Here is a 26,046-nt window from a genome sequence, read left to right as displayed (position 1 = left end):
ATGCATCTGCGGCTGATGTGTGGGCGACCTCGGGATGCCGTGGCCAGGGGAAGAACTCCAGGACCTCCGGGGAGATGCATGATGGCGCGCGTTGCGGCACCCCGCCAGCAACTTGCTCACCTCGGTCGCCCGTGTGCTGTTCGCCGCCGGCGCGTCTCACCGAGCGCCACGCGGGTGCGTGTGATCGTCGCCGGATCGTCCACCTGGAGTGTCCGGGTACCTTCAGGGATAAGAACCCGTTGGCCGACCGCCAGGTCGAGCTCCCATTGCTGGAGCATCTGGCTATCGCGGGCGAAGGCGGTCACGACGACCCGCCGCGGCCGACCCCAGCTGAAGCTCATCGTGGCACCTCGGCATCTCGGATCCGCGTTGCAGGCTGAGCGGCTGAGGCGATGTTGCAAGGCCAGACCTGGTAGCCCTGCTGACCGCTCCGAGTGCAGACCTGGCAAATCGCGGCGGCCGTCCTTCCGGTGCTCATAACACCCGGCTGGCGAACGAAGCCGCGGGGCGCATCAGGTCCCTCGACCGCCAGATGCGCTCGCTCGGGAGCTCGGAGACCAAGGCCTGCTTGGCGCGGCGGGCCATGGTGAGCCCATGACGAGCCGATGGGGTGGAGCCGATGGAGCCGGTACCGAGGTGCGCACGAGTTCACGCCCCCTCCTCAGAGGTCATCCGCGCCTGGTGGCGGGCCGGGGCTAGCAGCTGGCAGGTACGACGACGGCCAGTAGTTGATCCACAACAGCACGTGCTGAGGTGACAGAGTAAACATGAGTCCGACTAAAAAGCAACCGACCGATGTGCGGCCGAGCACTGTGTAGTGAGACTTATGTTGCCGACTGAGGGGGGCGCGGATAGCCTTGCCGGCGTCACACCGGTGCACGTTTAATTTGGGCGAGGCATCGCCCAGAGTCCGGAGGTGGTCGGGTGACCGACATGGTGGGGTCCGCGCTGGTCCGTCGCCACATCGGCCGGCGGTTCGTCGCGCTGCGCACGCAAGCCGCGCTCACCCAAGAGCAGGCCGCGAACGCGCTCCAACGCGCGCGAGCGACGCTGGGCCGCATCGAGGACGGCGACGAGCGGGTGCGGTTCCGCGATGTCGATGTCCGGGCGATGTTGGATCTCTACGGTGCCAACTCGCAGGAACGCGAGATGTTGCTGGCCTTGACCGCCGAGACCCGCAACGGCCGCAAGAAGTCCTGGTGGCACGACTACACCGAGAGCGACCTGCCAGCGTGGTTCGGTCTCTACGTGTCGCTGGAGGACTCCGCCCAGACGATCAGCCAGTACGAGGCGGAACTGATTCCGGGCCTGCTCCAAACCCGGTCCTACGCCAAGCAGATCAACAGCATGCCTCCGGGCTACACCGACGAAGAGGAGATCGAGCGCCGGGTGCACGTCCGCCTGGAACGCCAATCACTCCTGACCCGCCCTCGGGCGCCTCATCTGACCGCCATCCTGAACGAGGCCGTGCTACACCGGCCGGTCGGCGGCGAGGCAGTGATGGCCGAGCAGCTAGACCACCTACTCGAGGTCACGCAGCAGGCAAGCGTATCGATCCGCATCCTCCCCTGGTCCGCCGGCGTGCACGGCGGCATGGGTGCAAGCGCTTTCGCGCTGCTCGACTTCCCAGCCGATCCCCGCACGGGTGAACCGCTGGAGCCATCACTCGTCTACGCCGACACCCTGACCGGCGCGATGTACCTCAACAAGGCCGACGAAGTCGGCGCCTACCGGCTCGTCTGGGACGACCTGCAGAAGCGGGCACTCGACGAAGCCAAGTCCAGGAAGATGATCTCCGCAGCTTCGAAGGGATTCAGCGGTGCATGACCTGACCGGCGCCGTCTGGCGCAAGAGCACACGCAGCAACAACGGTGGCAACTGCGTCGAAGTCGCCGACAACCTCGTGGACGAGTATGGAGTGGTTCTGGTCCGCGACAGCAAGGACCGGACCGGCCCTGTTCTGAAGTTCACCCGCGACGAGTGGCGAGCCTTCCTCGATGGCGCCGCTGGCGGCGAGTTCGACCTCTGACACCCGGGCCTGGCTCACCACCAGCGGCTCCCCTTCCTCCGACAGCTTCGGCATTGCCCCATGGCGTCCACCCGCCGGTGGTGCTTGATCGACGGATGCTCCGGCCTATCTGAGCAGCGTCGACCGGCAGGGCGCCCGGGTGCGCGCCCCTGCCGGTCGGATTGCTGCGGCCGATCGGTGGGAGGGTCAGGATCTCGGTGCGGTCTTCGCGGAGCCGCTGGTAGTCGGTCACCAGGGGCGCCGGCGGGAAGGGCTGGTCAGGTAGACGCGCAAGATCCCGGCGCACCCGGCGGCCACGGCCGCCAGCGTGACGACGAGCCACGGCCATGCCGGCTTCGAATCGCCCTCGCGGGTGGGTTCAGCCCCGATGCCTTGGTCGGGAACCGCAGGGCTCGGAGAGCTTGCTACGGGGGCGGTGAGTGTGAACGTGAGGATGCCGCGGATCTGATGTCCGTCAGCATCGGTCACCAGGTAGCGCGTCTCGTAACGGCCGGGGTCGGTCAGCATGGCGAGCGGCACTCGGAGGCTGTCGACCCCTGCGAGCTTCGGAGTGTCGGTGGAGACCGGCCGGCCGCTTGGATCGTGCACCGTGATGATCGAGACCGTGCCGTTGACCTCGGTGAAGGTCAGCGTGACCGCCTCAGGCGGGTCGCCCAGAGTCGCCCCGTCCGGCGGGTCGCTGGCGACCAGCTGGGTGTGCGCCGACGCGGGGCTCGCCCACACCCAGCTGACCGTCAGCAGATGAGCGACGACCGCGGTGACGATCAGCAGCCGCCGTGCACTGGACATGCGGAGGGCCATGGCTATGTCGAGGCAGGTTCCGGTGTCGTCGCAGCCTTGTCGGCGGGCTCGCCCGCCGCGGGCCCGCGCCTCGAGCGCCGGAGACGAGGAATGACAAGACCCCCCACAACCGCTCCGCCGAGAACCGAACCGGCGACGATCCACCCGACGGGCGCGCCGCCAGCGGGGGTGTCGCTGCGTGCAGCCTCAGCGCTGGCCTGGCTCGCGGGCTGGACCGGCGCGGTGGAGGCGGCCGGATCGGCCACCGCCGGCGGAACCTCGGCCTGCGGCTCGAGCTGAAGCTGCGGCTGGGGCTGCGAGTGTCCGAGGAACTCGCGGAGCATCCCGGTGTCGGTGATGACGTTGAAGTTCTGCGCGAAGAACGCCACGGTCATCATGCTGTTGATGCCGTAGACCTCGCCGCGGGAGTTGACCGTCGGCCCGCCGGACAGGCCCCCCGCGAAGTCGGCGTTGACCTGATAAACCGCTACGCCCTGCCGGAACTGCCGGGACATGATCGTCCCACTGGTGTTCACCGGGTGCAGGCGGGAGTCCTGGAGGATCTCCGCGGGCGTCGCGCCGCCGCCCTCCAGCAGCTTGTCGATGTTGACGCCGTCGGTGTCGGAGATGTTCACGCCGGGGAAGCCGATGGAGGTCACCGGTTCGCCGAGCTTGGGCGCGGTCGGGGCGATCGCCAGCGGCTTGGCCGGTGGCATGCCATGCACCTCGAGTTTGGCGGTGTCGCCGTCCGTGGCCTTGCGGAAGCTGTGCACCCGCACGATCACCGGGGAGGTGAGCACCGCACCCGGCAGCTCCCGCGGCTGGAACGCGTACACGGTGGCCGTCGGCGCGGGCCGGGAGTAGTCGACCGGTGTCGGGAGGCCGGTCTCGGGGTCGACGCCGCCGCGCTCCAGGTGCATCGCGATCCGGCCCTCCTCGGGGTCGACGCAGTGGCCGGCGGTGGCGATGGTCGTCGGGGTGTCGAACCACCCGGTGCAGATCGAGAAGACCGGCAGCTCCGGCTCGGGTGTCGCCGCCGGGTCCTGCGGCGGTGCGGTCAGCCAGGCGAACGGGTCCTCATGCTCGCTCCAGACGATGACCAGGCCGACGATCGACTGCTGCAGCGACTCCAGCATCGCCGGGTCGATGAGGCTGTTCAGCGCGGCCGGCGCCGGTTCCGTCACTGCCGGGCCATCGGCGGTCGCGGGATGCCGCGGGGGTACCGGAACCGGCGCGCTCGGCGCTAGTGCCGGCTCGGTACCGGTTACCGGGGTGGGGGTCGGCGGTGGGGGCTCGGCCACTGCTGCGGCGCCGGACATGCTCAGGCCCAGGCAGACGGTGCTCAGTACCAGCCCGGTGCGTTGGAGGCAGCGCGTGAATGACGTGGGTTCCGGATGATCAGCTCGCATGCAGGTTCCCTCCAGCCTCGTCGAGGACCCGCCCGGGCCGAGATCATCGGCAGCGCCATTTCAGCCCCGAGCGAGGGCTCAGCAGTTCGTCGATCAAGCCAGTCATCCGTTCGCAACCGGATCCCGGGGGCGCGCGTCGCTCTCGCCTCTGGAAGGGTCCGGACACCGCCGGTTTGACCTTGGACGGAGGTTTGCACGACGACCACCGATCTCGGGGCCGTTTGACAGAACTGGCTGGTCAAGGCATTTGCGTTGCGTGATCGCAACCCTCGCTGGAGCGAAGTTCCGAGCGCGCCGAACGAGCGGTGCCTGCCCGAAGGGACACGCCGACGCGTACGTGTCGACCCGAGCACGACTGGGGCGCGGCGGTCCTCACGAATGGGTCAGGCCAGAAGTAGCCGCGCTCCCACGACCCGGCCCGCGCGGCTGGCTGCCGTGATCCGCTCGAACCGGTCGCTTATGTCGACGCGATCGCGCTGCAGACGAGCACGACGAGGCAGCCGCGGCGGTGGAGGGCCTGGTGCCAACCCGCTGGTAGGTCGGCGCCGAGGTCGCCGTCGTAGAACACACCGCCGGGTTCGCGGATGTGCAGCGTGTTGCCGGCCGCGTCGAACGTCGCGCGCCAGGCAGGCAGCAGTGGAAGCGCGGCGAGTTCGGCCGGTTCGATCGCGGTGACCAGATCGAAGCCCCAGCGCAGCAGGGAGGCGACGACCACGTCGACGAGTTCAGCGCCGGGATGTTCGTCGCTGGTCTGCACGGTCACCGACGGCGTCATCGTCAGCAGCGCGACCGGGCCGGTATCGGGGCGCATGTGATCCTCGATGAGGCCCGGCGACGCCCAGATGCTCATCGCCTCCTCGAGCGCGGCCACCAGCTGCGGGTCGAGCGGGAGCGAGTCGCCGCTGCTCATCGCGGCCTCCTGTTGCTGTGGCTGCACGGAAATCGACAACGGTAGAGGTAGGCCACCCGCGTCGACGGGGGGCGCGGGCTGACCGTGGCCCGGAGAGTGCGCGCCAGAGCGAGCGCGCGATGGGAGGACTGTCGCGGCTATCTCTCCGTTGCTGAACGTCCCGCCGGGGCCCGCGGCTCAGTCACCATGTCGGGCGCTTTCGTCGCCGTTTGGCGGCACTACCCAGCGCACCTGCTGGCGCATGATCCGGGCGCCGCTGTCACGGCGGCTCCGCAGAGCTTGCCTCGCGCGCTCTTCGGCTTCTTCCTGGGTGACCGCGGACAGTTCGATGGTCAACTCGACCGCCACGACCCACCGCGGCATACCGCCGTGTCCGATCGTCAACGAGCCCCCGCCGGTCGCGTTCGCCCACCGAAGACGGGGGCGGCAGCTGCGGCATTCTCGCAACGGTCCACAGTGGATGCGATGCCAGCCGCGTGCACGACCATGATCCATGATCACCAGCGCGAGCGGTACGGCGCCCCACCCTCTGGGACAAGAGCTCGAGGCGAGGGTTGTGCTTCAGACCGGCTTCGGGAGACGCGTGGGCCTAGCTCGATAGCAGCCCGACCTCTCGTCGCTGTCAGTTGCCTCGGCCGAGATGTAGTGCTCCTGGCGCGCGGCGTACAGGAGCACCGTCCAGGACTTCACGTCCGGTCGCCGGCGGAGCAACGCCCGCCGCTCGCGCTCGGTCATGCCGCCCCACACCCCCCACTCGATGCGGGCGTCAAGGGCATGCGCCAGGCACTCGGTCCGAACCGGGCACGGCCGGCAGAACACCCGCGCGTCCCGCTGCTTGGCCCCGCGTACGAAGAGGTTGTTGGCGTTGTCCGTCCGGCAGCGCGCAGCGCCCCGCCAGCTCCACCCCTCCCCAGTCATCCCGGCCCTCCCGCGGGATCCCGGGACACCCATGATCGACATACTTTGGATTCTGAGAGGGGCGACTCGCACTTACCAGTGAGCAAAACTACTCAACTTGGACGCACCCAGGTGGGGACACGGCGCAACCTGAGCGTGCGCCATCGCCTACAGGGAGGGGGCGGCGACCAGCAACGCTGGTCGCCGCGGAGGTGCCCCACGGACGGGTGCGCTAGTTGTTTCTGTTTCACCTTGTCGGCGAGTCGGCTGCGCCGGCGAGCCGATCACCGGTATAACTCCTGTCCATGGCGAGTAGCAGCTCAGGACACAAGCGTGGGCGCCCCTCCAAGGGGCCTCGTGTGTTCACAGCCGTACGGCTGCCGCTGCCCTACCGGGCTCAAGTCGAAGCCATCGCCCGACGCGATGGGATCGACGTCCAGGACGTGATCACGCGGATCGTGGGCGAGCATCTCGGACTCCCGATCCCTGACTACGCCCAACCCAAGACTGCCGGTCAGCAGGAGGAACTGCCCTTGACGAAGGCCTCATAAGCAATCGAGGCGGCCCCGTAGCGGGGCCGCCTCGACGAACGGTCACGTCTGTCGGGATGCCGCCCGACTGACGTCGTGCCTCGGTTACCAGCCGAGGCGTTCCACCCAACCTGCCAAGGAAGGGCGCTTTCGCGTGTCCAGGATACATCCTGGACGGGCCCCGGCGCGATCCCGACACGGTGACACTGCACATGTCGGTAGCTGCGGCCTGCCCAGTTCTACCCACGGCGACCACGACGTCGCCACGCTCCCGAGCACGTCGGTACCCGGCTTCTGCATGCCGTGTTACGACCAGGGCCGCGGGAATGCCGTCCTAGCCGCACATCCCGACGGATCGCTGTGTCGCTTCCACCTTCATGCAGACGCAGTCGGCCCTGGCGATGTCGAGGCACCGATCCAGACATCACCACCCCCACTGCGCGCTGGGCTGCGTGCAGGCTCTCGAAGTCCCCGCGGCCGCGCCGCGCGCTCGCCCGCCCCCCGAGACCCGCGACCACGGCAAGCCCGAACAACCCAACGCGGCACGGCGATCTCCGCAGCACGTGCGACGAAGAGGCGCCTTTCCTATGGGAGAGCGCGAGCCGCGGATCGGCTGCGCTCGGGTCGCTATCAACCACACCCCGGATGGCGACACTTCCTCGAGCCGGGTTGGACCATCATCAAGGACCAGGCCACAGCGATCCGCGTCATCACTGACCTCGTCGCGAAGCAGAACTGGCGATCCGACCGCGCCGCCGCATGGACCGCGATCCTCCACCAGCTCGTGTGCTGCATGGACTGGGAGACCGGGCTCATCACGGCACTCACCCTTGAACGCCTGGGCGCTGCCGGCGCACGCGCTACACGCACCGTCTCCCGCGTGCTTGCTTGGGCCCGCGAACAGGGACTCGTCGTTGTCGTCGAACCCGGCGCAAGCGCGCAATTTCTTGGCACTCCCCATGGCCGCACCCCCACCTACGCGCTCACAACAACAACCCCGCTCAAGGCCTCAGAGCTGTCGGCCGAGCCGGCCCTCCAGCGCGAGGATCACCAGGTCAGCAGCCATTCCGATCAACATGGCGACCCCTCCCCTTGTTTGGGTTGGTCTAACAAGCCCTTGACGCAAAATCGGCTAGACCCCTCAAATCCAGCCCCTCAACCATGGCCAGTCTGGCGGGTCCCCAAGACCGCTCCTGAACGCATTTCCGCTACAAAGTGCCTGTTCACACGCCTAGGCCTAGACCGCGGGGGGGTATCCGGTCGAGCGAAGATCCCGCTTTGGCGGGCGGTCCGGTTGCTCCGCCCGTGGTGGGACGCCGGGTGGAGTCCGCGTGGACTCGTCTACGCCATCGATCACCACCCTGACGCGCCCGACCGGCATCGCGGTGACGCGATGCGGGGCGTGCATCAACCGCTCGCCGTCCTCGGCTACCGACTCGCCCCCTGGCGAGATCGGGCCCAAGAGCTTCCCGCGCACCTGGTCGGCCACCGTCACGATGTCGACGATCGTCACCCCGCAACCTCGCCTCCTGCTGCTGGCGGTGCGACGAGTGCGGGCTATGCGGCGGCCAACACCAGCGGCACCGCCCGAGCCGCCCGCGCCGCGATCCAGGCGCACCTCGACGCCCTCGCGACACGCCGCTCCGGTGCTTCACGCGAATGCCACCCCAGAGAACTTTCGCGAGGAGGGACATGACTTTCCGGCTTGTGCCATCCCTTAACACGGTCCGCCGAACCATCAGCATCGATCGGGAACACGTCAACCCGCATCCCGCCGACCGTGCTCGTGACATCCGCGAGCACGGTCGGCACTGGGTTCAAGACTCGCGCATGAGCTCCTCGGCAAGCGTCTGTCGGTCCTCAGGTGACAGCTCGGCGCGTAGTGTCTGCGCGATCTTCGCTGGCGTGCCGCCCAACCGGATGATCGCCGCCGCGACCGGGGAGCGTCGCGACGCAGCGGTCTTCTCTGCTGAACCGGCTACTGAGCCGTTTCCAGCGGCAAGGTCGGACTCCTCCTCCTCATACCCCCGCCACCGTTTCCCATCGACCTGTTGGCGTGACTCCACCAGCCTCTGCCACGCACTCAACGCTGCAAGCTGTTGGTCTCGACTTCGCTTGTGCAGATCTCGCACCTCGCGCAACGGAATCTCGGCTGCCCGCAACGCCGCATGCAGCTCTGGCTCCAGCTTCAGAAGGTTGAGACGCTGCGTCACCCAGGGTGGTGTGCGAGCCAACTGCTCGGCCGCACCCTTGCCGGTCCCACACTCCTGGACGAGGAGCTGCACGGCGCGCGCTTCCTCGATCAAGTCGTAGTCCTCGCGATCGATGTTCTCCGCGGCCGTTGCCGAGATGAACTTTGCTCGAGACTCCGCGAGCGCGTTCTTGACCGTGATATCGATCGTCGAGAGGCCGAGCTCAAGGACGGCCGCTCGCCGGCGTCCGCCCGTCACCTGCACAAAGGCGGCCTGACCCACGTCGTCGGTGTGATCGGGGAAGATCGCGAGGAAGGCATCGCGGGTGACGACCGTGCATGGCTGCAGCTGACCGTGGAGCCGGATCGATTCCGCGATGTTAGCGATCTTCTCGGGATGGCCGTGCACATCCCTGGTGTTCTTCGGGTTCGCAGCGACTTGCTCGACGCGCGCCGAACGGGGCGCCGTCTCCACGAAGGAGGGAACCCGGGCTTCCTCCAGCGGGTCGTCGGCGAGTTCGGCGAGATTGATGCGCTTGCCAGCCACGTCACACCTCCGCTGACAAGACCGCATCGTGCGGCTGCGACGCGACCGACGAACCGGCGCCTCCGTACCCGAGCTCAAGCGCGAGCCGGAAGAAGTCCTCGCGGGCCTCCATCGCCACCCGGTTCTTCGGGTACTGGGTCACGACCAGGCCGTTCGCGCTCGCCCTCGTGTGAACCTTGTAGCGCCGAACGACCGAGTTGCACATCGGCCACCCCATCTTGCGGATGTACTGCGCCGTCTGTTGAAGGTCCGAAACGCCGTCGCGGGGGTCCCACCCATTGACCACGACCCTGAACGGGATGCCGCGTGGCCCGATGACCTGCTGGATGGTGCGTGCAGACGGGTCGTACGCGAGTGGCTCCGGCAGCATCGGAACGAGTACGTCGTCGCACTCGTCCAGAGCTGCAACGAGGATTCGCTCGTCCTCGAGGCTGCCGGGCGTATCGACGAAGATGTGGCTCTTACCCAGTTTCCGCAGCTTACGTAGGTCAGCTGGATCCTCGATCTGTGTGAAATCGAAAGGTAGACCGCCCTCTCGCTCGACCCTGCGCGACCACCACACCGACGATGCCTGCGGGTCGGTTGACGCCACCATGACAGGGCTGTCTGGATCCCCAACCGCCTCTGCGGTCGCCCGCAAGAGCGGCTCAGGATTCACGAGGACGTCGTACGTGACGGCTGCAAGGTTCATGGCGAGGGTCGTCTTGCCCACGCCGCCCTTCTGGTTGGCAACGACATGCACCTGTGTAGGCACTGATACTCCACTCCGTGTGCTTCCCGGGCGAGGCCCGGTACTTCGGACGCAGCCGATAGTAGAGGGCGCGATCACCGCGGAGGGTCAGGCTCACCGCAACGTCGCCCCGATTAACCGCGGTTAATCGGGAGCCGAATGGAGAGAGTCACCCCTCGTCGTCCGCGTGCGCCCGTCAGGTATCCGGATCGGCGACGTCTGGCCGCCAGGCGGCCTCAAGCTGAGGCCGCCTGGCCCGGAAGCTCGACGTGACCGGAGCACGTGGCTGCGGCGCTGGCGCGAGGACACGTGGAAGTAGGAGACCTGGTCCCTCGCTGCAACACGCTGCACTCGGGCCGCCAGGCCTCGTCAAACGATGCCGCCGATTAACCGCGGTTAATCGGCGGCACGGGAGGAAGTGAATCCACGCTCGTGCGCCTGCGCACATCGTCTCCGAGCAGCCGCGAGGGGCCAGGCCGTTAAGTGACGCGCTCGTTCCTGGCGAGTACCGCGGCCGCGCAGTCCGGGGCGTCGAACGCGGCCGCCAGCTGCACCTCCGCTGGTGCGGTGAACAGCGAGCACGCGGCCGAGGCGTCGCCGTCGGCGACGGTCTCCATCACCGCGCCCAGGACTTGCCGGGGGTGAGCGCGGCAGGATCTGCGCGCGGTTGTGCTCGCGGGTCTGCTCGTAGCTCGCGGCCCGCTGTTGCGCGGCGATCACGGTCTCGGTGACCCAGCCGGCGCCGGCGCACAGGAACAGCACCATCCCGACCGCGAGCAGCTGCCAGCGCGGCAGCCGGAACGCGCCGGCCACCGCGATCCCCGCGCCGAGGGCGGTCACCGCCAGCCACGGCGACCACGCCCCGAGGGTGGTGACCAGCAGCAGCGCCACGAGCAGCACAGGTCCGCGCTTGCCGGCGAGCAGGTAGCCGAACCCGAGCACGCGCAGCACGACGGCCAGCCCGAGCACCAGGACCAGGGGCCACCGCGGGAAGCCGGCCAGCGGCCACACCACGACGAACACGAGCAGCAGCACCGGCGCCAGCCGGGCGGTGAACACCGTCCGGACGACGCTCAGCGCCGTATCAAGCCTGCTCACCGCCGCCGACCCGCCCGCGCCACGAGCCCGAGCGTCGCACAACTCGCCGCCGTGGAGGGCCGAGTTCGAGCGGCCGCGCGAATACCGTTCTGTTACGTTACGTCATTAACGATATGAACAAAACATATTGACAGAACGAAACGAAACGGTATGATGGACGCATGGCAGACGAGCAGCACGGCACCAGGCCTGCGGGCCGGGCGGACGCAGACGCGAACGGCGGCGCGGGCGGGTGCCAGTTCCCGGTCGGGCCGGGCGGGCAGACCTGCGGGCGGCCGATCGAGCGCTCGGGCGGGCCGGGGGCGCCGTCGCGGTACTGCGACCTGCCCGGGCACAACCGCGCCAAGGCGTTCGCCGCGCGGCGCGCGCTCCAGCTGGCCGCGGCCGGCGGGCCGCCGGTAGGCCCGGGTATGGGTGGCGACGAGCAGGAGTCGGCGGTGCCGGAGCGGCCGGTGACCGATGGGCGCGCGTCGTTCGGGGCGCTGCTCGCGCGGTTCGAGGAGACCGCCGGGCAGACCCAGCGGGTGCTGGCCGACCAGCAGGCACAGCTCGGGGCGATCCTGGAGCGGGCCGGCGAGGTGGCGCGCACGGTCGCGGACCCGGAGGCCGCGGCGTACGAGGTCGAGCAGGTGCAGCGCGAGACCGGGGTGCGGCTGGCCGAGGCCCAGAGCGCGCAGGCCGCCGCCGAGCGGGACGCCCGCGAGCAGCGCCGCCGCGCCGAACAGGAAGCCGAGCAGCGCGCCCAGGCCGACGACGCCGCCGAGCAGGCCCTGCGCGAGGTCGAGACGGTGCACGCCGAGACCGCCGAGACGATCGCCCGGATCACCGCCGAGACCGACGCCCGGGTCGCCGAGCAGACCGCGCGCGCGGAGCAGGCCGTGGCCGACGAGACCGCTGCACGTGAGGAGCTGGAGCGGGTACGCGCCGAGGCCGGCGAGCAGGTCACCTCAGCGCGAGCGGCCGCGGAGCAGCACCGCCAGGAGATCGAGGCCGAGCGGGACCGGGTGCTCGCCGAACGCGCGCAGGCCGCACGGGCCGAGGTCGAGCAGGCCCGAGCCGAGATCACCGCGGCCGCCGACGAGCGGGTCACCGCCGCCGAGGAACGCGCCACCGCCGCGGAGCAGGCCGCCGAGACCGCCCGCAGGGACGCCGCCACGCAGATCGCTGCCGCGCGGCAGGAGGCGAGCGAGGCGGCCACCGCGCGCACCCGTGCCGAAGCCGACGCGGCGGCCGCCGAGCGGCGCGCCGGCGACGACCGGAACGCGGCCGAGCAGCTGCGCGCCGAGCTCGCCCAGGTCCGCCGGGAAGCCGCCGAGGAGCGGGCCGCGCTGCGCCAGGAGGCCCGTGACCAGCTCGCCGCCGTCCTGTCCCGGTTCAGCACCGCCCCCGACGCCGAGCAGAGCGGGACCACCGGGACCCGCGCGCCGTCGACCTCGCGGCGCGGGCGGGGCAAGACCACCGAGTAGCACCGGGCGACAGCAGCGCGACATCCGCACCGACGACCGGCGGAGGACCCCCCGTCCTGATGAGCGACACCGAGGACCGCCAGCCTGGGCGTCGGTCATGATGAGGTCGCGGACCTCCAGCCACCCGTGCTCATGCTGCGCGCAGCTGGTGGTCACCTCGTACACGGTCGGCCCGGGGGTGGGTGAAGTAGTCCGGGCCGACGAACAGGTCGCCCTCGGCGAGCGCGTCCATCCGGCACGGGGTGACGCTGACCTCCCCAGCCCGCCGCGCCGGCACCGGCGATCGTCACGTGCAGCGGCGACCAAGCAGCCGCCGACCGACTCGTCGAACTCCGCGCCGACCGAGCAGGGGTCGCCGTAGTACTCGGGACAGATCGGGCGGATATGGCCCGATCGCGCGGGATCCGGGCAGCCGGCGTCAGGCAGGTGCTGGTTCGGTGGCGGTGTTGAGGGCGCGGTAGATGGTGGCCCGGGAGACGCCGTAGCCGGCGACGAGGTCGGAGATCGACTCACCGCGTTCGCGGAGCGAGCGGATCTGGCGGGTCTGTGCCGGGGTGAGCTTGGGCGGGCGGCCGGTGTGACGGCCACGCGCCCGCGCGGCGGCGCGGGCGGCGGCGGCGCGTTCGTGCATGAGCTCGCGTTCGTAGGCAGCGAGGGCGGCGAAGATCCCGGCGAGCATCCGGCCGGTGGCGGTCGAGTAGTCGATCCCTTCGCGCAGCGAGCGCAACAGCACTCCGGCCTCGGTGAGGGTTTCGACGGTCCGGATGATCCCCGACAGGCTTCGACCGAGTCGATCGAGGGCGACCACGACCACGGTGTCGCCGGCGCGGACGTAGTCCAGCAGCGCGGCGAGCCCGGGGCGGTTATCGCCCACGCCGCCGGAGAGCTGATCGGTGAACAGTCGCTCGCAACCGGCGACGGTGAGCGCGTCGCGTTGTTGGTCGAGCGACTGGTGGTCGGTGCTGACTCGGGCGTAGCCGACGATCGACATGGCCAGAATTGTCGCAGAAGTCGGCGTGTTCATCCCTGCTCAGTCGCCGACTTTTGTACCAACTTCTGCGACACGACGACCTGGAAGAGCGTGGTCCGCGTGTTGTCTCATCGTTCGTGTCGCAGAACCTTGGTTGTGCGACGACGACGGCGACCGCGGCCAGCGGGATGTTGATCAGAAACACCCAGCGCCAGGACACGGCGCGCACCAGCCATCCGCCGACGAACGGGCCGAGGGCGGAGGTCACGCCGGACAGCCCGGCCCAGATCCCGATCGCCCGGCCGCGGTCCTCGCGGCGGATGGACGCGTCGATCAGGGCGAGGCTGCCGGGCATCAGCAGCGCGCCGCCGACACCCTGGAGCAGCCGGAACCCGGTCAGGGCGCCGCCGTCCGGGGCGAGCCCGCAGCCCAGCGACGCGGCCGTGCCGTCGTCCAGGTCGTCCGGGAGGCTCATCACCCCGCGTCGTCCGGGAGGCTCATCACCCCGCGGTGTGCGCGACGATCGTCCGCTCGGCCATGGACCCGAACGGCTCCCGGGCCCCGGCGAAATAGACCCGCCTGCGCTGGTGCCAGCCGACGCCCTCCAGTCCCGGGACCAGGCGCAGCGCCTCGGCGGACCGGCCCGCCGCGACGATCAGGTCCACCGGGTTAAGGCCCGCCGCGGTCACCTCGACGACGGCCTCGTTCTCGTCGTGGGCGACCGGATCGTCGTAGGTCCCGAACCGGGGCGTCGTGCCGGGCTCGTGCAGAACGGCTGCCTCCATGCCGGGCGGCTGCCCGCTACGGGGCCGGACAAACGCAGGTCTACCTCCGCGGCGGCGCCGAGAGGATCTGCACCACCCGCCGCTCGGTGAGTCCCAGGCGGGGGTTGTTCCGCCGTGCCCGCTCGACGATCTGTGATGGGATCAGCCCCATGTCGTGGTAGAGGCGCACGACCTTGTCCTGGTCGGCGCTCCACCGCGGGCTCGGTACAGGAGCGAGCGCGTGCCCGCCGGCGGGTCCGGGTCGACGGGTCGGGCGGGACCGGGAGACCGCACCGCCGGAGCGGTAGTCGAGCCCCACCCCGGTGTCCTTGCGCGCGAACTCGCCGGCCTCACCGCGGCGGGCGATCTCCTCGGGGTCGGCCACGATCAGCGTGTCGGCGCTCTTGTTGTTCCCGATCGCGGTGACCACCGTTCCGCGGTGGTGCGGGGCCTGGCACTCGGGCCGCGTGCAGTACCGGTAGCCGAGCTCCACCCGCTCCTCGAGCAACGGGCCCCCGCATTCGATGCAGGTAATGGGGTCAGACATCTCGCACGGTGCAACGCACGGCCGGGCTCGGGTCTTCCCCATCCCCGACGGCAGCGCGACGTCGGTGATCCACTCGTCGTAGCGCGGGTCGGGCGGGAGCGCATCCCGAGACGGGCCCGTGGCACGACGTCCTGTCCGGCGCGCGCACGCCGGACGCCGGACGCGCGCTCGACATCGCGGCGCACGCTGCACTGGATCCGGCGCGCGGGCGGCCCGGCCGGCGGCGGCGATCTCTGCGGCAATCGCACACTGGATCTCGTCGTATTGGGTCGGACCGACCACCGGTTCTGCTCGCCCACGGCGGCCTGGTCGGTCCTCGACCACACGCGGCTCTGATCGCCGAGCGCTACCCGGACATCCCGCGCCGGGTGTCCGGCTACAACCAGCGAGCGTCTGCGGGGACGCGGGTCCGGACACCCCCCAGCCGTAGGACACCACCGACCCGGACCGGGACGTGCTCAGCCCGGTGGCGCGGTTTTTGCCGCCAGCTCGCGACCCGGAGGAGTGCGACGCGCCGGGATCAGGCGGACTGGGCGGGGTTGAGGCCGACTTTGGTTTCGCCGGGCTTCATCCCGGAGAGCCGGGCCGCGACCAGAGGCAGGTGCTCGGTACGGCTCGGTGCCCGCGCCCCATACACGGTCAGCTCAGGTAACCCTCGACCTCGCCGGCCGGGCGCGCCGCCGCCTGGTCGGGACTGCGGCCGACCTCCTGCAACGCGCGGCGTTGCCGCAGCAGATCCCAGCACTGGTCGAGCTGGATCTCCACCGCGTCGAGGCGTTCGGCTTCGGCGTCACGGCCCAGCCGGCCGTCGCCACGCCGGGCGCGCAGGGACTTCTCCTCCTCGACCAGGCGCTGGATCCGGTCCAGCAGGTCCTGCTCCGATGTCACCCCGGGGCCTCCTTCCGCCTCGGCACTCTCTACTCGGTCCGACCCGCGCCGTGGCACGCGGGTCGGTGATCAGATCGGTGGCTTTTCTGCGATCACGTCGACCGGTTCGATGGTGGGCTGGGCGAACAGGGTGCCGGTGTTGTCGGCGAGGGCTTGGGCGACGTCGCCGGAGAGGTGGGCCTGGCGACCGGAGTCGTCGGGAAAGGCGTCGTAGATGCCGAAGGACGAGGGCCCGAAGCGGATGGCGAACCACCGCACCGTGTTGGGCTCCTGCTCCACGATGCCGAGCCCCTGCTGCAGGAAGTTCTCGACGTCGCCTTCTCGGCCGGGTAGCGCCTCGATCCGCACGAGAAGCCCCACGGTCACTGGTTCAGCCATGATCGATCTCCTTCGAAGGACGTTGTGCGCGGGCTGTCAGGACGATAGCGGTTGATGTGAGCGAGTCGGCGTCGCGGTGGCGGGCGCTCGCACGCCGTAGAAGCGTTCGGCGGTGTGGGCCCAGAATGCGTCGACCTCGGCGGGTGCCGACAGTCCCGCCTCGGTGACGAGCTGGTCGGTCAGTGCGACCACGTCGGTGTAGGCGAGGAGGTGGCTGGAGACCGGCCAGTCGCTGCCGAACATGACGCGGTCGGCGCCGAAGGTTTCGAACAGGAAGTCCGCGTACGGCTGGAACTGCGCCGGCGACCAGCCGGGGCCGACCTCGGTGAGCATCCCGGAGAACTTGCACCAGGTATGGGGCCGCTCGGCCAACCGCAGCATCCACTGCCGCCACTGGTCGTCGGCGTCCGGCCGGTAGGTGGGCTTGGACAGGTGGTTGATCACTGCCGGCAGCTCTGGGACCGCCGCCAGCGCGGCATCGACGGCGGGCAGGTGCTCGGTGCGGGTGAGGGCTTCGAACCGCAGCCCCAGCTCGTGGAGCCGCTCGAGGTTGGCGTGCACCTGCGGGCGGGTGACCCAGTTCGGGTCGGGCAGGTCGTGGATCATGGGTCGCACCGCCCGCAGATACTCGTCGGCGGCGAGCTCGGCCAGCAGCTCGGCGTCCTCGGGCCGGTCGAGGGCCACCCACCCGGTCACCCCGAGCACGAAGTCGGTGGCGTGGGCGAGTTCGAGCAGGAACCGGGTCTCCTCCACCGAGGGTGCGGCCTGCACCACGATCGTCCCGCCGACCCCGGTGGCCTCGAGGGCCGGGGCGAGGTGCTCGGGCAGGTGGTCCCCGCGCAGCGGCCCGTCGGTGGGCATCCAGTGGTAGTCGCCGCGCTCGACCCGCGCGGCGCTCCACAGGTGGTGGTGGGCATCCAACCGCCTGCCGGGCAGAGCCTCGGGGGGATGAGTCATCGGCACTCCTGGCGCACGGCCGGGACGGTCGGCGGGCTCGGGGGTCAGAACGCGGCCTTGGCGGCCTCGACGACGATCTGGTCCTGCTCGCCGGTGCCCCCGGAGACTCCGACCCCGCCGACGACGTTGTCGTTGCTCCCGTGCAGCGGCAAACCTCCGGCGAAGATCATCACGCGGCCGTGGTTGGAGTCGCTGATGCCGTAGAACTGCTCGCCGGGCTGGGAGTTCTTCGCGAGGTCACCGGTCGAGGTGTCGAAGGCCCGCGCGGTGAACGCCTTGTTGATCGAAATGTCGATGCTGCCCATCCAGGCGTCGTCCATCCGGATGTGTGCGACCAGGTTCCCGCCCGTGTCGACCACCGCCACGTTGCTCGGCGACCCGATCTCGCGGGCCTTCTGCTCGCCCGCGGCGATCACCCTGCGGGCATCGTCGAGGGTCACTGTCTCGACCTGTCTCATCGTTCCCCTTCCCCGTCCGTTTCTCGCGGCACCCGGTTGTTCACGCGGGGTTGAGCACGACCTTGGTCCAGCCGTCGTCGCGGGCGTCGAAGTGCTGGTAGGCCTCCGGTGCCTGGTCGAGGGTCAGGTTGTGGGACACGATCCAGGACGGTGTGATCTTGTTTTCGGCGATGAGGTCGCGCAGGTGGCGGTTGTAGCGTTTGACCGGGGCCTGCCCGCAGCCCATCTGCTGGCCCTTGAACCAGAAGGAGCCGAAGTCGAAGCGGGCCTTGCCCTGCTGGGCCAACTCGTCCGGCGCGCCGGGGTCCTGGGGGACGAACACGCCGACGGTGCCGATGCCGCCGGTGAACTTCACCGAGGCGACCAGGTTGTTGAGGGTCAGCGCGTTGTCCTCGTTGCCTTGGGGGTCGTGGGCCTGGTAGCCGACGCACTCGGCGCCGCGGTCGGCACCTCGGCCGCCTGTCTGCTCCATGACCTGGTCGACCGGGGAGCCCTTCGAGTCGTCGATCGGGATCGCTCCGATCTGCTCGGCCAGGCGCAGCCGGTCGGGGTGGCGGTCGACGACCATCACCTTCGCCGCGCCCTTCACCGACGCGGACAGCGCGGCCATCAGACCGACCGGGCCGCCCCCGTAGATCACGATGGTCTCGCCGGGAACCAGACCCGACATCTCCACCGCGTGCCAGCCGGTGGGCAGGATGTCGGAGAGCATCGTGTAGTCGTTCTGCTTCTCCTTGGCGTCCTCGGGCAGGCGCAGGCACTGGAGGTCGCCCCACGGGATGCGCAGGTACTCGGCTTGGCCGCCGGCCCAGCCGCCCATGTCGGCGAACCCGTAGGCGCCGCCGGCGACACCGTCGACGTTCGCGGTCAGGCAGTAGTTGGTCAGTCCGTGCTCACAGTTGCGACAGTGCCCGCAGGAGACGTTGAACGGGACGGACACCATGTCCCCGACCCGGATCTTGTCGATCCCGTCGCCGACCTCGATGACCTCGCCGAGGTTCTCGTGGCCGAAGATGCGGCCCTTGTCGAAGTCGGTGCGCCCTTCGTACATGTGCAGGTCCGACCCGCAGATATTGGTGGACGTGATCTTCACCAGGACGTCGGTGGGCCGCTCGATACGCGCGTCGGGAACCTCGGAGACGCTGACGTCGCGGGGGCCGTTGTAGACCAGTGCCTTCATGTTCTTCTCCTCTGGCGGATGGGGTTCGGTTCAGGTCTGGGTGGGGGCGCGGTGGCGGCCTTCGGCGAACTCTTCGACGATCTTGGAGCAGAACGCGGGCAGGTCGTTGGGGTCGCGGCTGGTGACCAGGCCCTGGTCGGTGACGACCTCCTGGTCGACGACGTTGCCGCCGGCGTTGCGGATGTCGGTGCGGATGCTGGGGAACGAGGTTAACGTGCGGCCGCGGACCACGCCGGCCTCGACCAACGTCCACGGCCCGTGACACAGCGAGCCGACCGGCTTACCGGAGCCCACGAACTCCCGCACGAAACCCACCGCGTCCGGGTTGACCCGCAGCCCGTCGGGGTTGACCGTGCCGCCGGGCAGGATCAGGGCGTCGAAGTCGTCGCCGGAGACGTCGGAGACCAACCGGTCGACGGTGAAGGTGTCGCCCTTGTCGATGTCGGCGTTCATCGACTGAATCTGTCCGGTGTGGATCGACAGCAGGGTCACCTGCGCCCCGGCCTGCTCGACCGCCTGGCGGGGCTGGGTGAGTTCGACCTGCTCGACACCGTCGGTGGCCAGGATCGCGACCCGCCGGCCGCGCAGCTCATCTGCCATGGGAATCGGCGCCTCCTCGTAGTGTGGCCAGAACCAGAGTGGAAGGCCTGCCCGGTCAGACCGGGACGAAACCGCCCGCCGGGTGGCGGTCAACGCGGATCGGCGGGCGGTGCGGGCGGTGCGGGCGGTGGCCCACATGGTTGCTCGTGCCCTTGCCTGGCAGCGCCGGTGGGATGCGCCGCGCGCCCGGCGGGAGCGCGCTCGGCGGCGCCGAGCAACCCGTCGACCAATTGCAGGTGCAACTGCTCTCGATGGTCATCGGTGATCGTTCTCCCGGGGGCGGACTGTGGGGTGCCACCCTGCGAAGACCCACATAGGTGGGCGGCCGCAACCACGGTGTGCCCGTGCGCGTCGCCGCCAGGGAGGAAACCAGTCTGTGGCTGCGCCGATTCTGCACTCCTGGCACCCGTGACGGATTGGTGCCGGCCCATCCGGGTATACGACTGGTCCACATGCGCGCCCGCCGAGGAGCTCCCATGAACACTGCCGCCGCCGATCAGCCGCTGGGCACCCTGGAGACCGTCGCGACCTTCGAAGGGCCGATGCCGACCGGGGTCACGGTGTCGCACACCGGGAGGGTCTTCGTGAACTTCCCGAAATGGGGCGACGACGTCACCGCAACGGTGATGGAGGTCCGCGACGGCGGGTGCGTGCCGTATCCGGACCAGGCGACCAACGATCCCGCCCACGACGCCGACGACCGGGCCCTGGTGTCGGTGCAGAGCGTGGTGGTGGACCCGCTCGACCGGCTCTGGGCGCTGGACACCGGCAGCCCGCAGTTCCAGCGCACGCAGGTGGGCGGGCCGAAGCTGGTGTGCATCGACCTGACCACCGACACCGTGGTACAGACGATCGTCCCGCCGCGCGAGGTGGCGCTCGAGGCCACCTACCTCAACGACATCCGGTTCGACCTGCGCCGCGGCGAGGCAGGCACGGCGTTCATCACGGACTCCTCCGACGGCGGCGCGAACGGGATCATCGTGGTCGACCTGGCGTCCGGGCGGAGCCTGCGGCGGTTGCACGACCACCCGTCAACCAAGCCCGAGGGCCTCGACACGTTCCGCCCGGTGATCGAGGGACGCCCGTGGATGGTGCGCCCGACGGACGGGCCGCCCCGTCCGGTCGCGCTCGGTTCCGACGGCATCGCGATCTCCTCCGACGGCGCGCGGCTCTACTACTGCCCGTTCGCCTCCCGGCGGCTCTGGAGCGTCTCGGTCGACGCGCTGCTGGACCCCTCCCTCGACGACGACGCGGTGGCCGCCACCGTGATCGCCGAAGGTGACAAGGGCAGCGCGTCGGACGGCCTCGAGACCGACGATGCGGGCACGCTCTACGCCACGGCCTACGAGCACAACGCGATCCTGCGCCGGCTGGCGGACGGACAGTGGGAGACGGTGGTGCACGATCCCCGGTTGTTGTTCCCGGATACCCTGTCGGTGGGCACCGACCGATACCTCTACGTCACCGCCAACCAGCTGCACCGCCAAGCCGCCTACCAGGGCGGCCAGGATCTCCGCGAACGGCCGTACCACGTGTTCCGGACCCCGATCGACGCCGGACCGGTGCTGCTGCGACCGGCCGCCGGCAGCTGAGCCGGTGCCGCGCGCAGAGGGTCTCTCCCCGCTCCCCGCACCGTTCCACGGTCGGCACGGTCACGCTGTGCGCCGCGGGCGGGGCATCTCCCTTCTTCGCCGCACGGTGACCGTGCGTCAGCTCGCGTAGGAGGGTCGTCTCCTTGAGGTCGGAGTTCGCGCTGCACCTGCCGGAACACCTCGTCCTCCAGCTCCCTCTCGTCCCGCATCCGGACGATCTCCTGCCGAGCGGCGGTGAGCATCTCCCGGCGCACCCCTGCGGTACGCCTGCGGTACGCCTGCGTCAGTGACTTCCCATAACCACCCTTTCGGGCGAGGGGGCGAGGGTGCGCCTCGTCTTGGCGCGTTCCCGAGCCGCTCCTCGACGTCGGACGGTAGGTCCTCCTCGGCGACGACGAGCTCGTCCTCGACGCCATGCCCGCCATCCACACGCAGGCGGTGTTCACGCTGCAACGGGCGCTGGAGGCCGGGGTGCGGTCGACAGTGCAGCACTCTCCCAACCCGACTTCGGGTTCCACCGCGATGTGCTTCCGCCGTGCCGCGGCCGCCACATTCCCGGCGCCACGCTGCCCGTCCCGCTAGCCGATCGTCAGCTGGGACGGCCGGAAACGTCCAATCAGAACAGGGTGTCGGGCGCCCGGAGTGGTCGATAGCCGGTGGGGCCGAGCTGTGCGAGCTCGGCGTCGATGTCGACCTCGATGGCGCCGAAGAAGTTGATGTTCTCGCTGTGCGCCGGGGAGACGTGGGCCAAGACTTCGTCGTCGACGCGGCGTCCGGAGCGGCGCAGCGAGTCCAATGCCAGGCCGTAGTACTCGGTCGTCCAGGTGACGACGGCATTGGTGGCCAGGGTCAGGCACCAGGCTTGTTCGGTCTGCGCCTCGAGGTGGCGGCCGCGGATGGCTCCTTCGTGGGCGTAGAGCAGGTCGCGCTTGAGCGCGTGCAGCGACTCGCCCTTATTGAGCTGCCGGGCGATCTTGCGCCGGTACGAGGGGTCGGACAAGTAGCGCGCGGCGAAGATCGTTCTTCGGAGGGCCCCGTATTCTTTGAGCGCCGCGGCCAGGGCGTTCTGCCGGCCCGACGCGGAGAGTTTGCCGACCAGCAGCGAGGCGGTGGCGTGCCCGAACTTCAGTGAGCCGGCCAGCCGGAGCAGATCATCCCAATGTTCGGCCACCAGCTCCAGGTTCGCCCGGCGGGTCAGCAGCGGCCCGGCGTGCGGGAACGCCGCCTCGGCGTCGGACTTCGACCCGGTCCGGTACAGAGTGATCTTGCCGAGGTCGCGGATGCGTGGAGAGAGCTGCAGCCCGAGCAGATCGAATAACCCGAAGTTGACCAAGGTCACCCCGTGGGTGTCGGTGGCGTGCTCGGTGATCGGGACGTCGGCGGCGTTGCCGAGGATCTCGTCGAGCACGTAGTGCGCCTCCCGCTTGGTCGCCACGATGACCTTGGTGCCGTAGGTGGTGTGCTGGTCGGTGACCGCGCTGTAGGTCGAGAGGCCTTCGTGCGCGAAGTAGCGGTTCATCGGCCGGGCGGTGGTGGACTTGCCGCGGGTGGGGAAGCGCTGTCCGTCCGAGGACGACAGGGTGCCGGTGCCGAAGATCGGGGTCAGCGGCAGGTTCTGGTGGTAGCCGATCAGCGCCAGGTTCGCCGCGCGCAGGGTCTCCTCGCGCACGTACCACTCCTCGGCCCAGGCCAGGATGTCGTAGCTGATGCCGCAGGCATCGGCCATCCGGGTCAGCCCCAGGTTGGTGGCATGGCTCAGGAGCACCGCGATCAGGTTGCGCTTGAGCTCCGCGCTTCGGGTCTGCTTGCCGCCGGCGTGGGTGAAGCAGTCCAGGAACCCGGTGCGGCGGTCGAGTTCGATCAGCAACGACACGATCGGGGCGAACGGCAGCATCTCGGTCAGCTCGGTCTTGAGTGCCACAGCCTCGGCCGGGATGTCCTCCGCGGACAGCGGGGAGATCACCAGCTCGCCCGCGTCGTCGAGGCGGACCGGACCGTCGCCGTCGGCCAGGGTGGCCTCGAGCTCGCCGAGGGCGGCGTGCAGCTCGTCCTCGAGCGCGGCCAGCCCGCCGGTGGCCTCGGCGGGTCTACCCACCAACCGGCAGAACTCGGCTCGCTGCTGGTCCCACTGCTCCGGGGTCAGCAGGGAGGCGCCCGGATCGGCGTAGCGGCGCGACCCGGGCACCCACACATCGCCCGAGCGCAGGCCATCGCGCAGCGCCAGCAGCACGCACAGCTCCCAGTAGTGGCGGTAGCTGCTGGTGTTGCCGCACGCGGCCGCGGTGTCCAGGTAGCCGCGCCAGCGGGTGGGCACGAACCCGACCGGTGCGGCGGCGGGGACCTTGCGGGCGCCGGTGGCGTTGAGCTCGCGCAGCAGCCCCACTGCCGCAAGCAAGTCACCGGCCGCGGTGCCGCCGGCGAAGACCACAGTCTCGAGCACCTGCGGGGTGAACTGCCGCAGATACCCGTACGAAGCGTCCAGGGCGGCCAGGCGCCCGTGATCGCGCGGCAGCGGCGGCAACGCGGTCGCTTGTGCTGCGCGTAGCCGCTGCCATCCGATCCGCTCGCCGCGGACCAGCCCGCCGACCTCCTCGTCGGGGACCGCTGGGTCGGCGGCGATGGCCAGGATCGCGTCCAACAACCCCTGCCGGTCCTCCCCTGCGGTGGCCCGCTCGGCCAGCGCGTCGCGCATCCGGTCACCGGCCTTGCTCTCGCGCGCCGACACGGCCTGGTCGAACAGCGCGACGACCTCGTCGAGGACCCCGGTGGCCGACTGCGCCACCAACGTGAGCAGGATCGGATACCGGCGCTGCGGCTCACGCCGCTGCAAGGCTTGGGCGGTCAGCCGCCGGCCCACCGTGGCCAGGAACCGGCGCCGCTCGGCCGGCAGGCTCGACAAGTCCAAGGTGTGCGCGCCCATCCCGCGCAGAAACCCGAGCTTGGCGACCTCGGCTTTCACCGCGGCCGGGGAGGCCCCCACCGGACCGGTGTTCAACCAGCGCAGCCGGGTCGTCCCGATCGCCGCGTCGACCGCCAGCAGGTCGTCGAGGGCGGTACAGCGTTCGGTGGTCAACGCGTGAGCCAGCCGGTCGTAGGTCTCCTGCCGGGCAAGCTCCCGGGCGTGCGCGACTCGTTTGACCACCGTGACCGGCCCCGGCCGGATCACCTTCGCCGAGATCAGATACTCGCTCGCCAGCCGGAACAACAGGCTCGGCAAGTCATGTTCCATCGCCCGGGCCAGGAGGAACTCGTCGAGTTCCTTGAGCTCCAGCGAACCGGCCTGGCGCCACCCCAGGTACTGCGCGGCCAGTCGCTGATGGTCCGTGCGGGTCTTCGCGCGCCGACCGTAGGACCCGATCACGTCCGGGTCGATGCCCAGCTGCTCGGCCAGCCGCGCCACCGCCGCGCGCGGTGCGGAGGCGACGTCGTCGGGCACGAACCCCAGCCACGGCAGGGTGCACAAGGCGACTGCCAGCCCCAGCCGGTCCGCCGGCCCCCGACCCCGCCCAGGGTCAACGAACGCCACATCCGCCGGGGTCAGCCGGAAGAACCGAAACAGCTCCTCCCGGCCGATCTCCGGGAACCGCCGCAGCCCCTCCAGCTCCTCGTCGCTGAACACCGCACCGGCCACCCGGCCACCCTCCCGCCCCCGAACGTCGAGGTCAGGACCCTACTCAGGCATATCCGCCCGATTTGTCCCGGGTGCTACGGCAACCCCGAGCAGCTGAAGCAGCCGCGTCCCCAGCCTCGAGGTCGCCGAGGCGGCGGGTCCGAGACGAGAACCGAGCCGTGTTGTCAGGCGCCGCCGAACACGTTGGAGACGCCTACCGACAAGCGGATCTCGCGCGCGCCCGGATCGCCGACGCGGTGGCCGTACTCGACGGGCTAGGTCGGCGCTCCGAGTCCCTTGTGCCGGTCGAGCTGCGCCACGCGGCCGAAGAGCTGGAGCGCGGATTGGGATTGATCAGCGGCACCGCGGCGGTGCTGCGAGAGGCCGTGCTCGAGGAGCGCGGCGACACCATCGCCACCTTGGACGAGACAGCATCTCCAGCGGAGGAGCGGGGCCGTCGGCCACCACAGTAGGCCCCTGCGAGCGCCAGCTGGGACGGAGGGCTGTTCATAGCAGCCACCACGCTGGCCGTCAGCTCAGGTGCCGGCCCTAGCCACGGACGATGGCGCTCGCTCGGTGGTTCGAGCCGCCGTCCACCGGGCGGTGTGTCGATCACCAGGTCGCTGCTCGGGGGCAGCGACGCTACTGTCCTTTCTCGTGAGCAGCGGTCAACGTCCCGGTCCTGGCGGTGAGGCGCTGATCGTCACGGGTCGCGCCGCGTCCACGGACGCGGTGGTGGTATCGGTGGTCGGTGAGGTCGACATGCTCACCGCACCGCAGCTGCTCCCGGCGATCGTGGAATACGTGGCCAAGAAGCCCTGCCGGCTGCTGGTGGTGGACCTGACCGGCGTGACCTTCCTCGGGTCACCCGGGCTCAAGGTGTTGCTCGAGGTCCAAGCGTTCGCCGGTGACCGCGAGCTGAAAGTCCGGTTCGTCACCGCCGACAACCGACACGCCACCCGCCCCCTTGAGATCACCGGCCTGGACAAGATGCTGACCAGCAGCCCCAGCGTGCACGACGCGCTGCAGGAGCTCGACCGCGCCGCAGATGTGGATTGACCTTCACCAACGGGTAACGCGGCCCCCGACGCCGCTTCAGCGGCGGCGAAGGAGTCGGGCAAGACATTGAGCGTGACCCGCAACAGCCCGCTACACATGCTGCTGCCAGCCATCCCGGTGGCAGCACGCACCGCTCGGCTGCACCTTCGGCACTGGCTCGAGCGGGAGAGCTGGCCCGACCAGCCCGGCGACGACATCACCTACGGGGTGAGCGAGGCCGTGACCAACGCCATCGAACACGCGTATCCAGCCGGCATCGACGATGCGACCGTGACGGTGACCGCCGAGGTGGAGCTGCTGGGTACGGGCATGCGCCGAGCCCGAGTCCGAATCAGCGATCACGGCCATTGGCGGCCCATCCTCGAACTTTCCGACGGCCACGGCCCCCACGGCCACGGCCTCACGCTGATGAACGGGCTCATGGACCAGGTGCTGATCACCCACGGCGACAGCGTC

At 69.9% G+C, this 26,046-nt stretch carries 27 protein-coding genes and 1 pseudogene; 7 read left to right on the top strand and 21 right to left on the bottom strand.

Annotation, left to right across the window (positions count from 1 at the left end):
• Positions 1-933: 933 nt before the first annotated feature.
• Both FB558_RS41990 and FB558_RS41985 read left to right on the top strand, forming a co-directional pair.
• Positions 934-1,827 carry a helix-turn-helix domain-containing protein gene (locus FB558_RS41990; protein WP_142065405.1) on the top strand — a complete coding sequence of 298 codons (894 nt, stop codon included), beginning with the start codon at positions 934-936 and terminating at the stop codon, positions 1,825-1,827.
• The gene (locus tag FB558_RS41985; protein WP_142065210.1) at positions 1,820-2,029 is read left to right on the top strand and encodes a DUF397 domain-containing protein; all 210 of its coding nucleotides are present in this window, start codon (positions 1,820-1,822) and stop codon (positions 2,027-2,029) included. The genes FB558_RS41990 and FB558_RS41985 overlap by 8 nt, the downstream gene beginning before the upstream one ends.
• A gap of 228 nt (positions 2,030-2,257) precedes the next feature.
• Here the strand turns inward: FB558_RS41985 and FB558_RS41980 are convergent, their stop codons facing one another.
• The 9 genes from FB558_RS41980 to FB558_RS41945 all read right to left on the bottom strand — a co-directional run bounded on the left by FB558_RS41980 (position 2,258) and on the right by FB558_RS41945 (position 11,121).
• Positions 2,258-2,830: a copper resistance CopC family protein gene (locus FB558_RS41980; protein ID WP_142065208.1), complete on the bottom strand. Its 573-nt coding sequence runs from the start codon at positions 2,828-2,830 to the stop codon at positions 2,258-2,260.
• Between the two features lie 2 nt (positions 2,831-2,832).
• On the bottom strand, positions 2,833-3,993 hold the full coding sequence (locus FB558_RS41975) for a trypsin-like peptidase domain-containing protein (RefSeq protein ID WP_142065206.1): 1,161 nt from the start codon (positions 3,991-3,993) through the stop codon (positions 2,833-2,835).
• Positions 3,994-4,675: 682 nt separating this feature from the next.
• Entirely contained in the window at positions 4,676-5,089 is a 414-nt protein-coding gene (locus FB558_RS41970; RefSeq protein ID WP_142065204.1) for a hypothetical protein, read from the bottom strand.
• Positions 5,090-5,305: 216 nt separating this feature from the next.
• A complete protein-coding gene (locus FB558_RS43705; RefSeq protein ID WP_170231816.1) occupies positions 5,306-5,476 on the bottom strand; it encodes a hypothetical protein in 171 nt (56 codons plus the stop codon).
• A gap of 213 nt (positions 5,477-5,689) precedes the next feature.
• On the bottom strand, positions 5,690-6,046 hold the full coding sequence (locus tag FB558_RS41965) for a WhiB family transcriptional regulator (RefSeq protein ID WP_142065202.1): 357 nt from the start codon (positions 6,044-6,046) through the stop codon (positions 5,690-5,692).
• Between the two features lie 1,746 nt (positions 6,047-7,792).
• Positions 7,793-8,068 (bottom strand): hypothetical protein, encoded by a 276-nt coding sequence (locus tag FB558_RS41960; protein ID WP_142065200.1) that lies wholly within the window; start codon positions 8,066-8,068, stop codon positions 7,793-7,795.
• Positions 8,069-8,372: 304 nt separating this feature from the next.
• Complete coding sequence (locus FB558_RS41955; protein ID WP_142065198.1) at positions 8,373-9,293, bottom strand: ParB/RepB/Spo0J family partition protein; 921 nt, start codon at positions 9,291-9,293, stop codon at positions 8,373-8,375.
• Position 9,294: 1 nt separating this feature from the next.
• Positions 9,295-10,005, bottom strand: a complete 711-nt coding sequence (locus tag FB558_RS45075; protein ID WP_246107150.1) for a ParA family protein — start codon at positions 10,003-10,005, stop codon at positions 9,295-9,297.
• Positions 10,006-10,419: 414 nt separating this feature from the next.
• The gene (locus FB558_RS41945; RefSeq protein ID WP_142065196.1) at positions 10,420-11,121 is read right to left on the bottom strand and encodes a hypothetical protein; all 702 of its coding nucleotides are present in this window, start codon (positions 11,119-11,121) and stop codon (positions 10,420-10,422) included.
• A gap of 161 nt (positions 11,122-11,282) precedes the next feature.
• Between FB558_RS41945 and FB558_RS41940 the strand changes: the two genes are divergently transcribed.
• Positions 11,283-12,587, top strand: coding sequence for a coiled-coil domain-containing protein (locus FB558_RS41940; protein ID WP_142065194.1), 1,305 nt, complete (start codon positions 11,283-11,285; stop codon positions 12,585-12,587).
• Positions 12,588-12,717: 130 nt separating this feature from the next.
• On the opposite strand, the gene FB558_RS43700 is transcribed toward FB558_RS41940, so the two are convergent.
• The 11 genes and pseudogenes from FB558_RS43700 to FB558_RS41890 form a co-directional block, all read right to left on the bottom strand.
• Complete coding sequence (locus FB558_RS43700; RefSeq protein WP_170231815.1) at positions 12,718-12,864, bottom strand: hypothetical protein; 147 nt, start codon at positions 12,862-12,864, stop codon at positions 12,718-12,720.
• A gap of 141 nt (positions 12,865-13,005) precedes the next feature.
• The gene (locus FB558_RS41935) at positions 13,006-13,578 is read right to left on the bottom strand and encodes a recombinase family protein (protein ID WP_211367256.1); all 573 of its coding nucleotides are present in this window, start codon (positions 13,576-13,578) and stop codon (positions 13,006-13,008) included.
• A 127-nt stretch (positions 13,579-13,705) separates the two neighbouring features.
• Positions 13,706-14,032 (bottom strand): annotated as a pseudogene (locus FB558_RS41930) (MFS transporter); the annotation flags it as partial.
• Positions 14,033-14,057: 25 nt separating this feature from the next.
• Entirely contained in the window at positions 14,058-14,342 is a 285-nt protein-coding gene (locus tag FB558_RS41925; protein ID WP_142065189.1) for a zinc-binding alcohol dehydrogenase family protein, read from the bottom strand.
• 40 nt (positions 14,343-14,382) lie between these two features.
• A complete protein-coding gene (locus tag FB558_RS41920; RefSeq protein ID WP_142065186.1) occupies positions 14,383-14,868 on the bottom strand; it encodes a hypothetical protein in 486 nt (161 codons plus the stop codon).
• A 639-nt stretch (positions 14,869-15,507) separates the two neighbouring features.
• Positions 15,508-15,756 carry a DUF2630 family protein gene (locus FB558_RS41915; protein ID WP_142065182.1) on the bottom strand — a complete coding sequence of 83 codons (249 nt, stop codon included), beginning with the start codon at positions 15,754-15,756 and terminating at the stop codon, positions 15,508-15,510.
• A 69-nt stretch (positions 15,757-15,825) separates the two neighbouring features.
• Complete coding sequence (locus FB558_RS41910) at positions 15,826-16,134, bottom strand: putative quinol monooxygenase (protein ID WP_142065179.1); 309 nt, start codon at positions 16,132-16,134, stop codon at positions 15,826-15,828.
• A 36-nt stretch (positions 16,135-16,170) separates the two neighbouring features.
• Positions 16,171-17,091, bottom strand: a complete 921-nt coding sequence (locus FB558_RS41905; protein ID WP_142065176.1) for an amidohydrolase family protein — start codon at positions 17,089-17,091, stop codon at positions 16,171-16,173.
• Positions 17,092-17,135: 44 nt separating this feature from the next.
• Entirely contained in the window at positions 17,136-17,549 is a 414-nt protein-coding gene (locus tag FB558_RS41900; RefSeq protein WP_142065173.1) for a GlcG/HbpS family heme-binding protein, read from the bottom strand.
• A gap of 40 nt (positions 17,550-17,589) precedes the next feature.
• Positions 17,590-18,729: a glutathione-independent formaldehyde dehydrogenase gene (locus FB558_RS41895; RefSeq protein WP_142065170.1), complete on the bottom strand. Its 1,140-nt coding sequence runs from the start codon at positions 18,727-18,729 to the stop codon at positions 17,590-17,592.
• 30 nt (positions 18,730-18,759) lie between these two features.
• On the bottom strand, positions 18,760-19,329 hold the full coding sequence (locus FB558_RS41890; protein ID WP_142065167.1) for a type 1 glutamine amidotransferase domain-containing protein: 570 nt from the start codon (positions 19,327-19,329) through the stop codon (positions 18,760-18,762).
• A gap of 344 nt (positions 19,330-19,673) precedes the next feature.
• Between FB558_RS41890 and FB558_RS41885 the strand changes: the two genes are divergently transcribed.
• On the top strand, positions 19,674-20,921 hold the full coding sequence (locus FB558_RS41885) for an L-dopachrome tautomerase-related protein (RefSeq protein ID WP_246107149.1): 1,248 nt from the start codon (positions 19,674-19,676) through the stop codon (positions 20,919-20,921).
• A 616-nt stretch (positions 20,922-21,537) separates the two neighbouring features.
• Here FB558_RS41885 and FB558_RS41880 read toward each other — a convergent pair.
• Complete coding sequence (locus FB558_RS41880) at positions 21,538-24,552, bottom strand: Tn3 family transposase (RefSeq protein WP_142065164.1); 3,015 nt, start codon at positions 24,550-24,552, stop codon at positions 21,538-21,540.
• A 158-nt stretch (positions 24,553-24,710) separates the two neighbouring features.
• Here FB558_RS41880 and FB558_RS41875 point away from each other — a divergent pair, with 158 nt between their 5' ends.
• From FB558_RS41875 to FB558_RS41865, 3 genes are all read left to right on the top strand, one after another.
• A complete protein-coding gene (locus FB558_RS41875; RefSeq protein ID WP_142065162.1) occupies positions 24,711-25,004 on the top strand; it encodes a hypothetical protein in 294 nt (97 codons plus the stop codon).
• Between the two features lie 67 nt (positions 25,005-25,071).
• Complete coding sequence (locus FB558_RS45600; protein WP_342787769.1) at positions 25,072-25,590, top strand: STAS domain-containing protein; 519 nt, start codon at positions 25,072-25,074, stop codon at positions 25,588-25,590.
• 72 nt (positions 25,591-25,662) lie between these two features.
• A partial coding sequence (locus tag FB558_RS41865; RefSeq protein ID WP_142065160.1) for an ATP-binding protein occupies positions 25,663-26,046 on the top strand: 384 nt, incomplete at its 3' end.

Origin of the sequence: Pseudonocardia kunmingensis (genome assembly GCF_006716445.1) — a bacterium.
Classification (GTDB): Bacteria; Actinomycetota; Actinomycetes; order Mycobacteriales; family Pseudonocardiaceae; genus Pseudonocardia; species Pseudonocardia kunmingensis.
The sequence above is the reverse complement of the archived record's forward strand: the minus strand, read 5'-3'. Positions and strand labels throughout refer to the sequence as shown.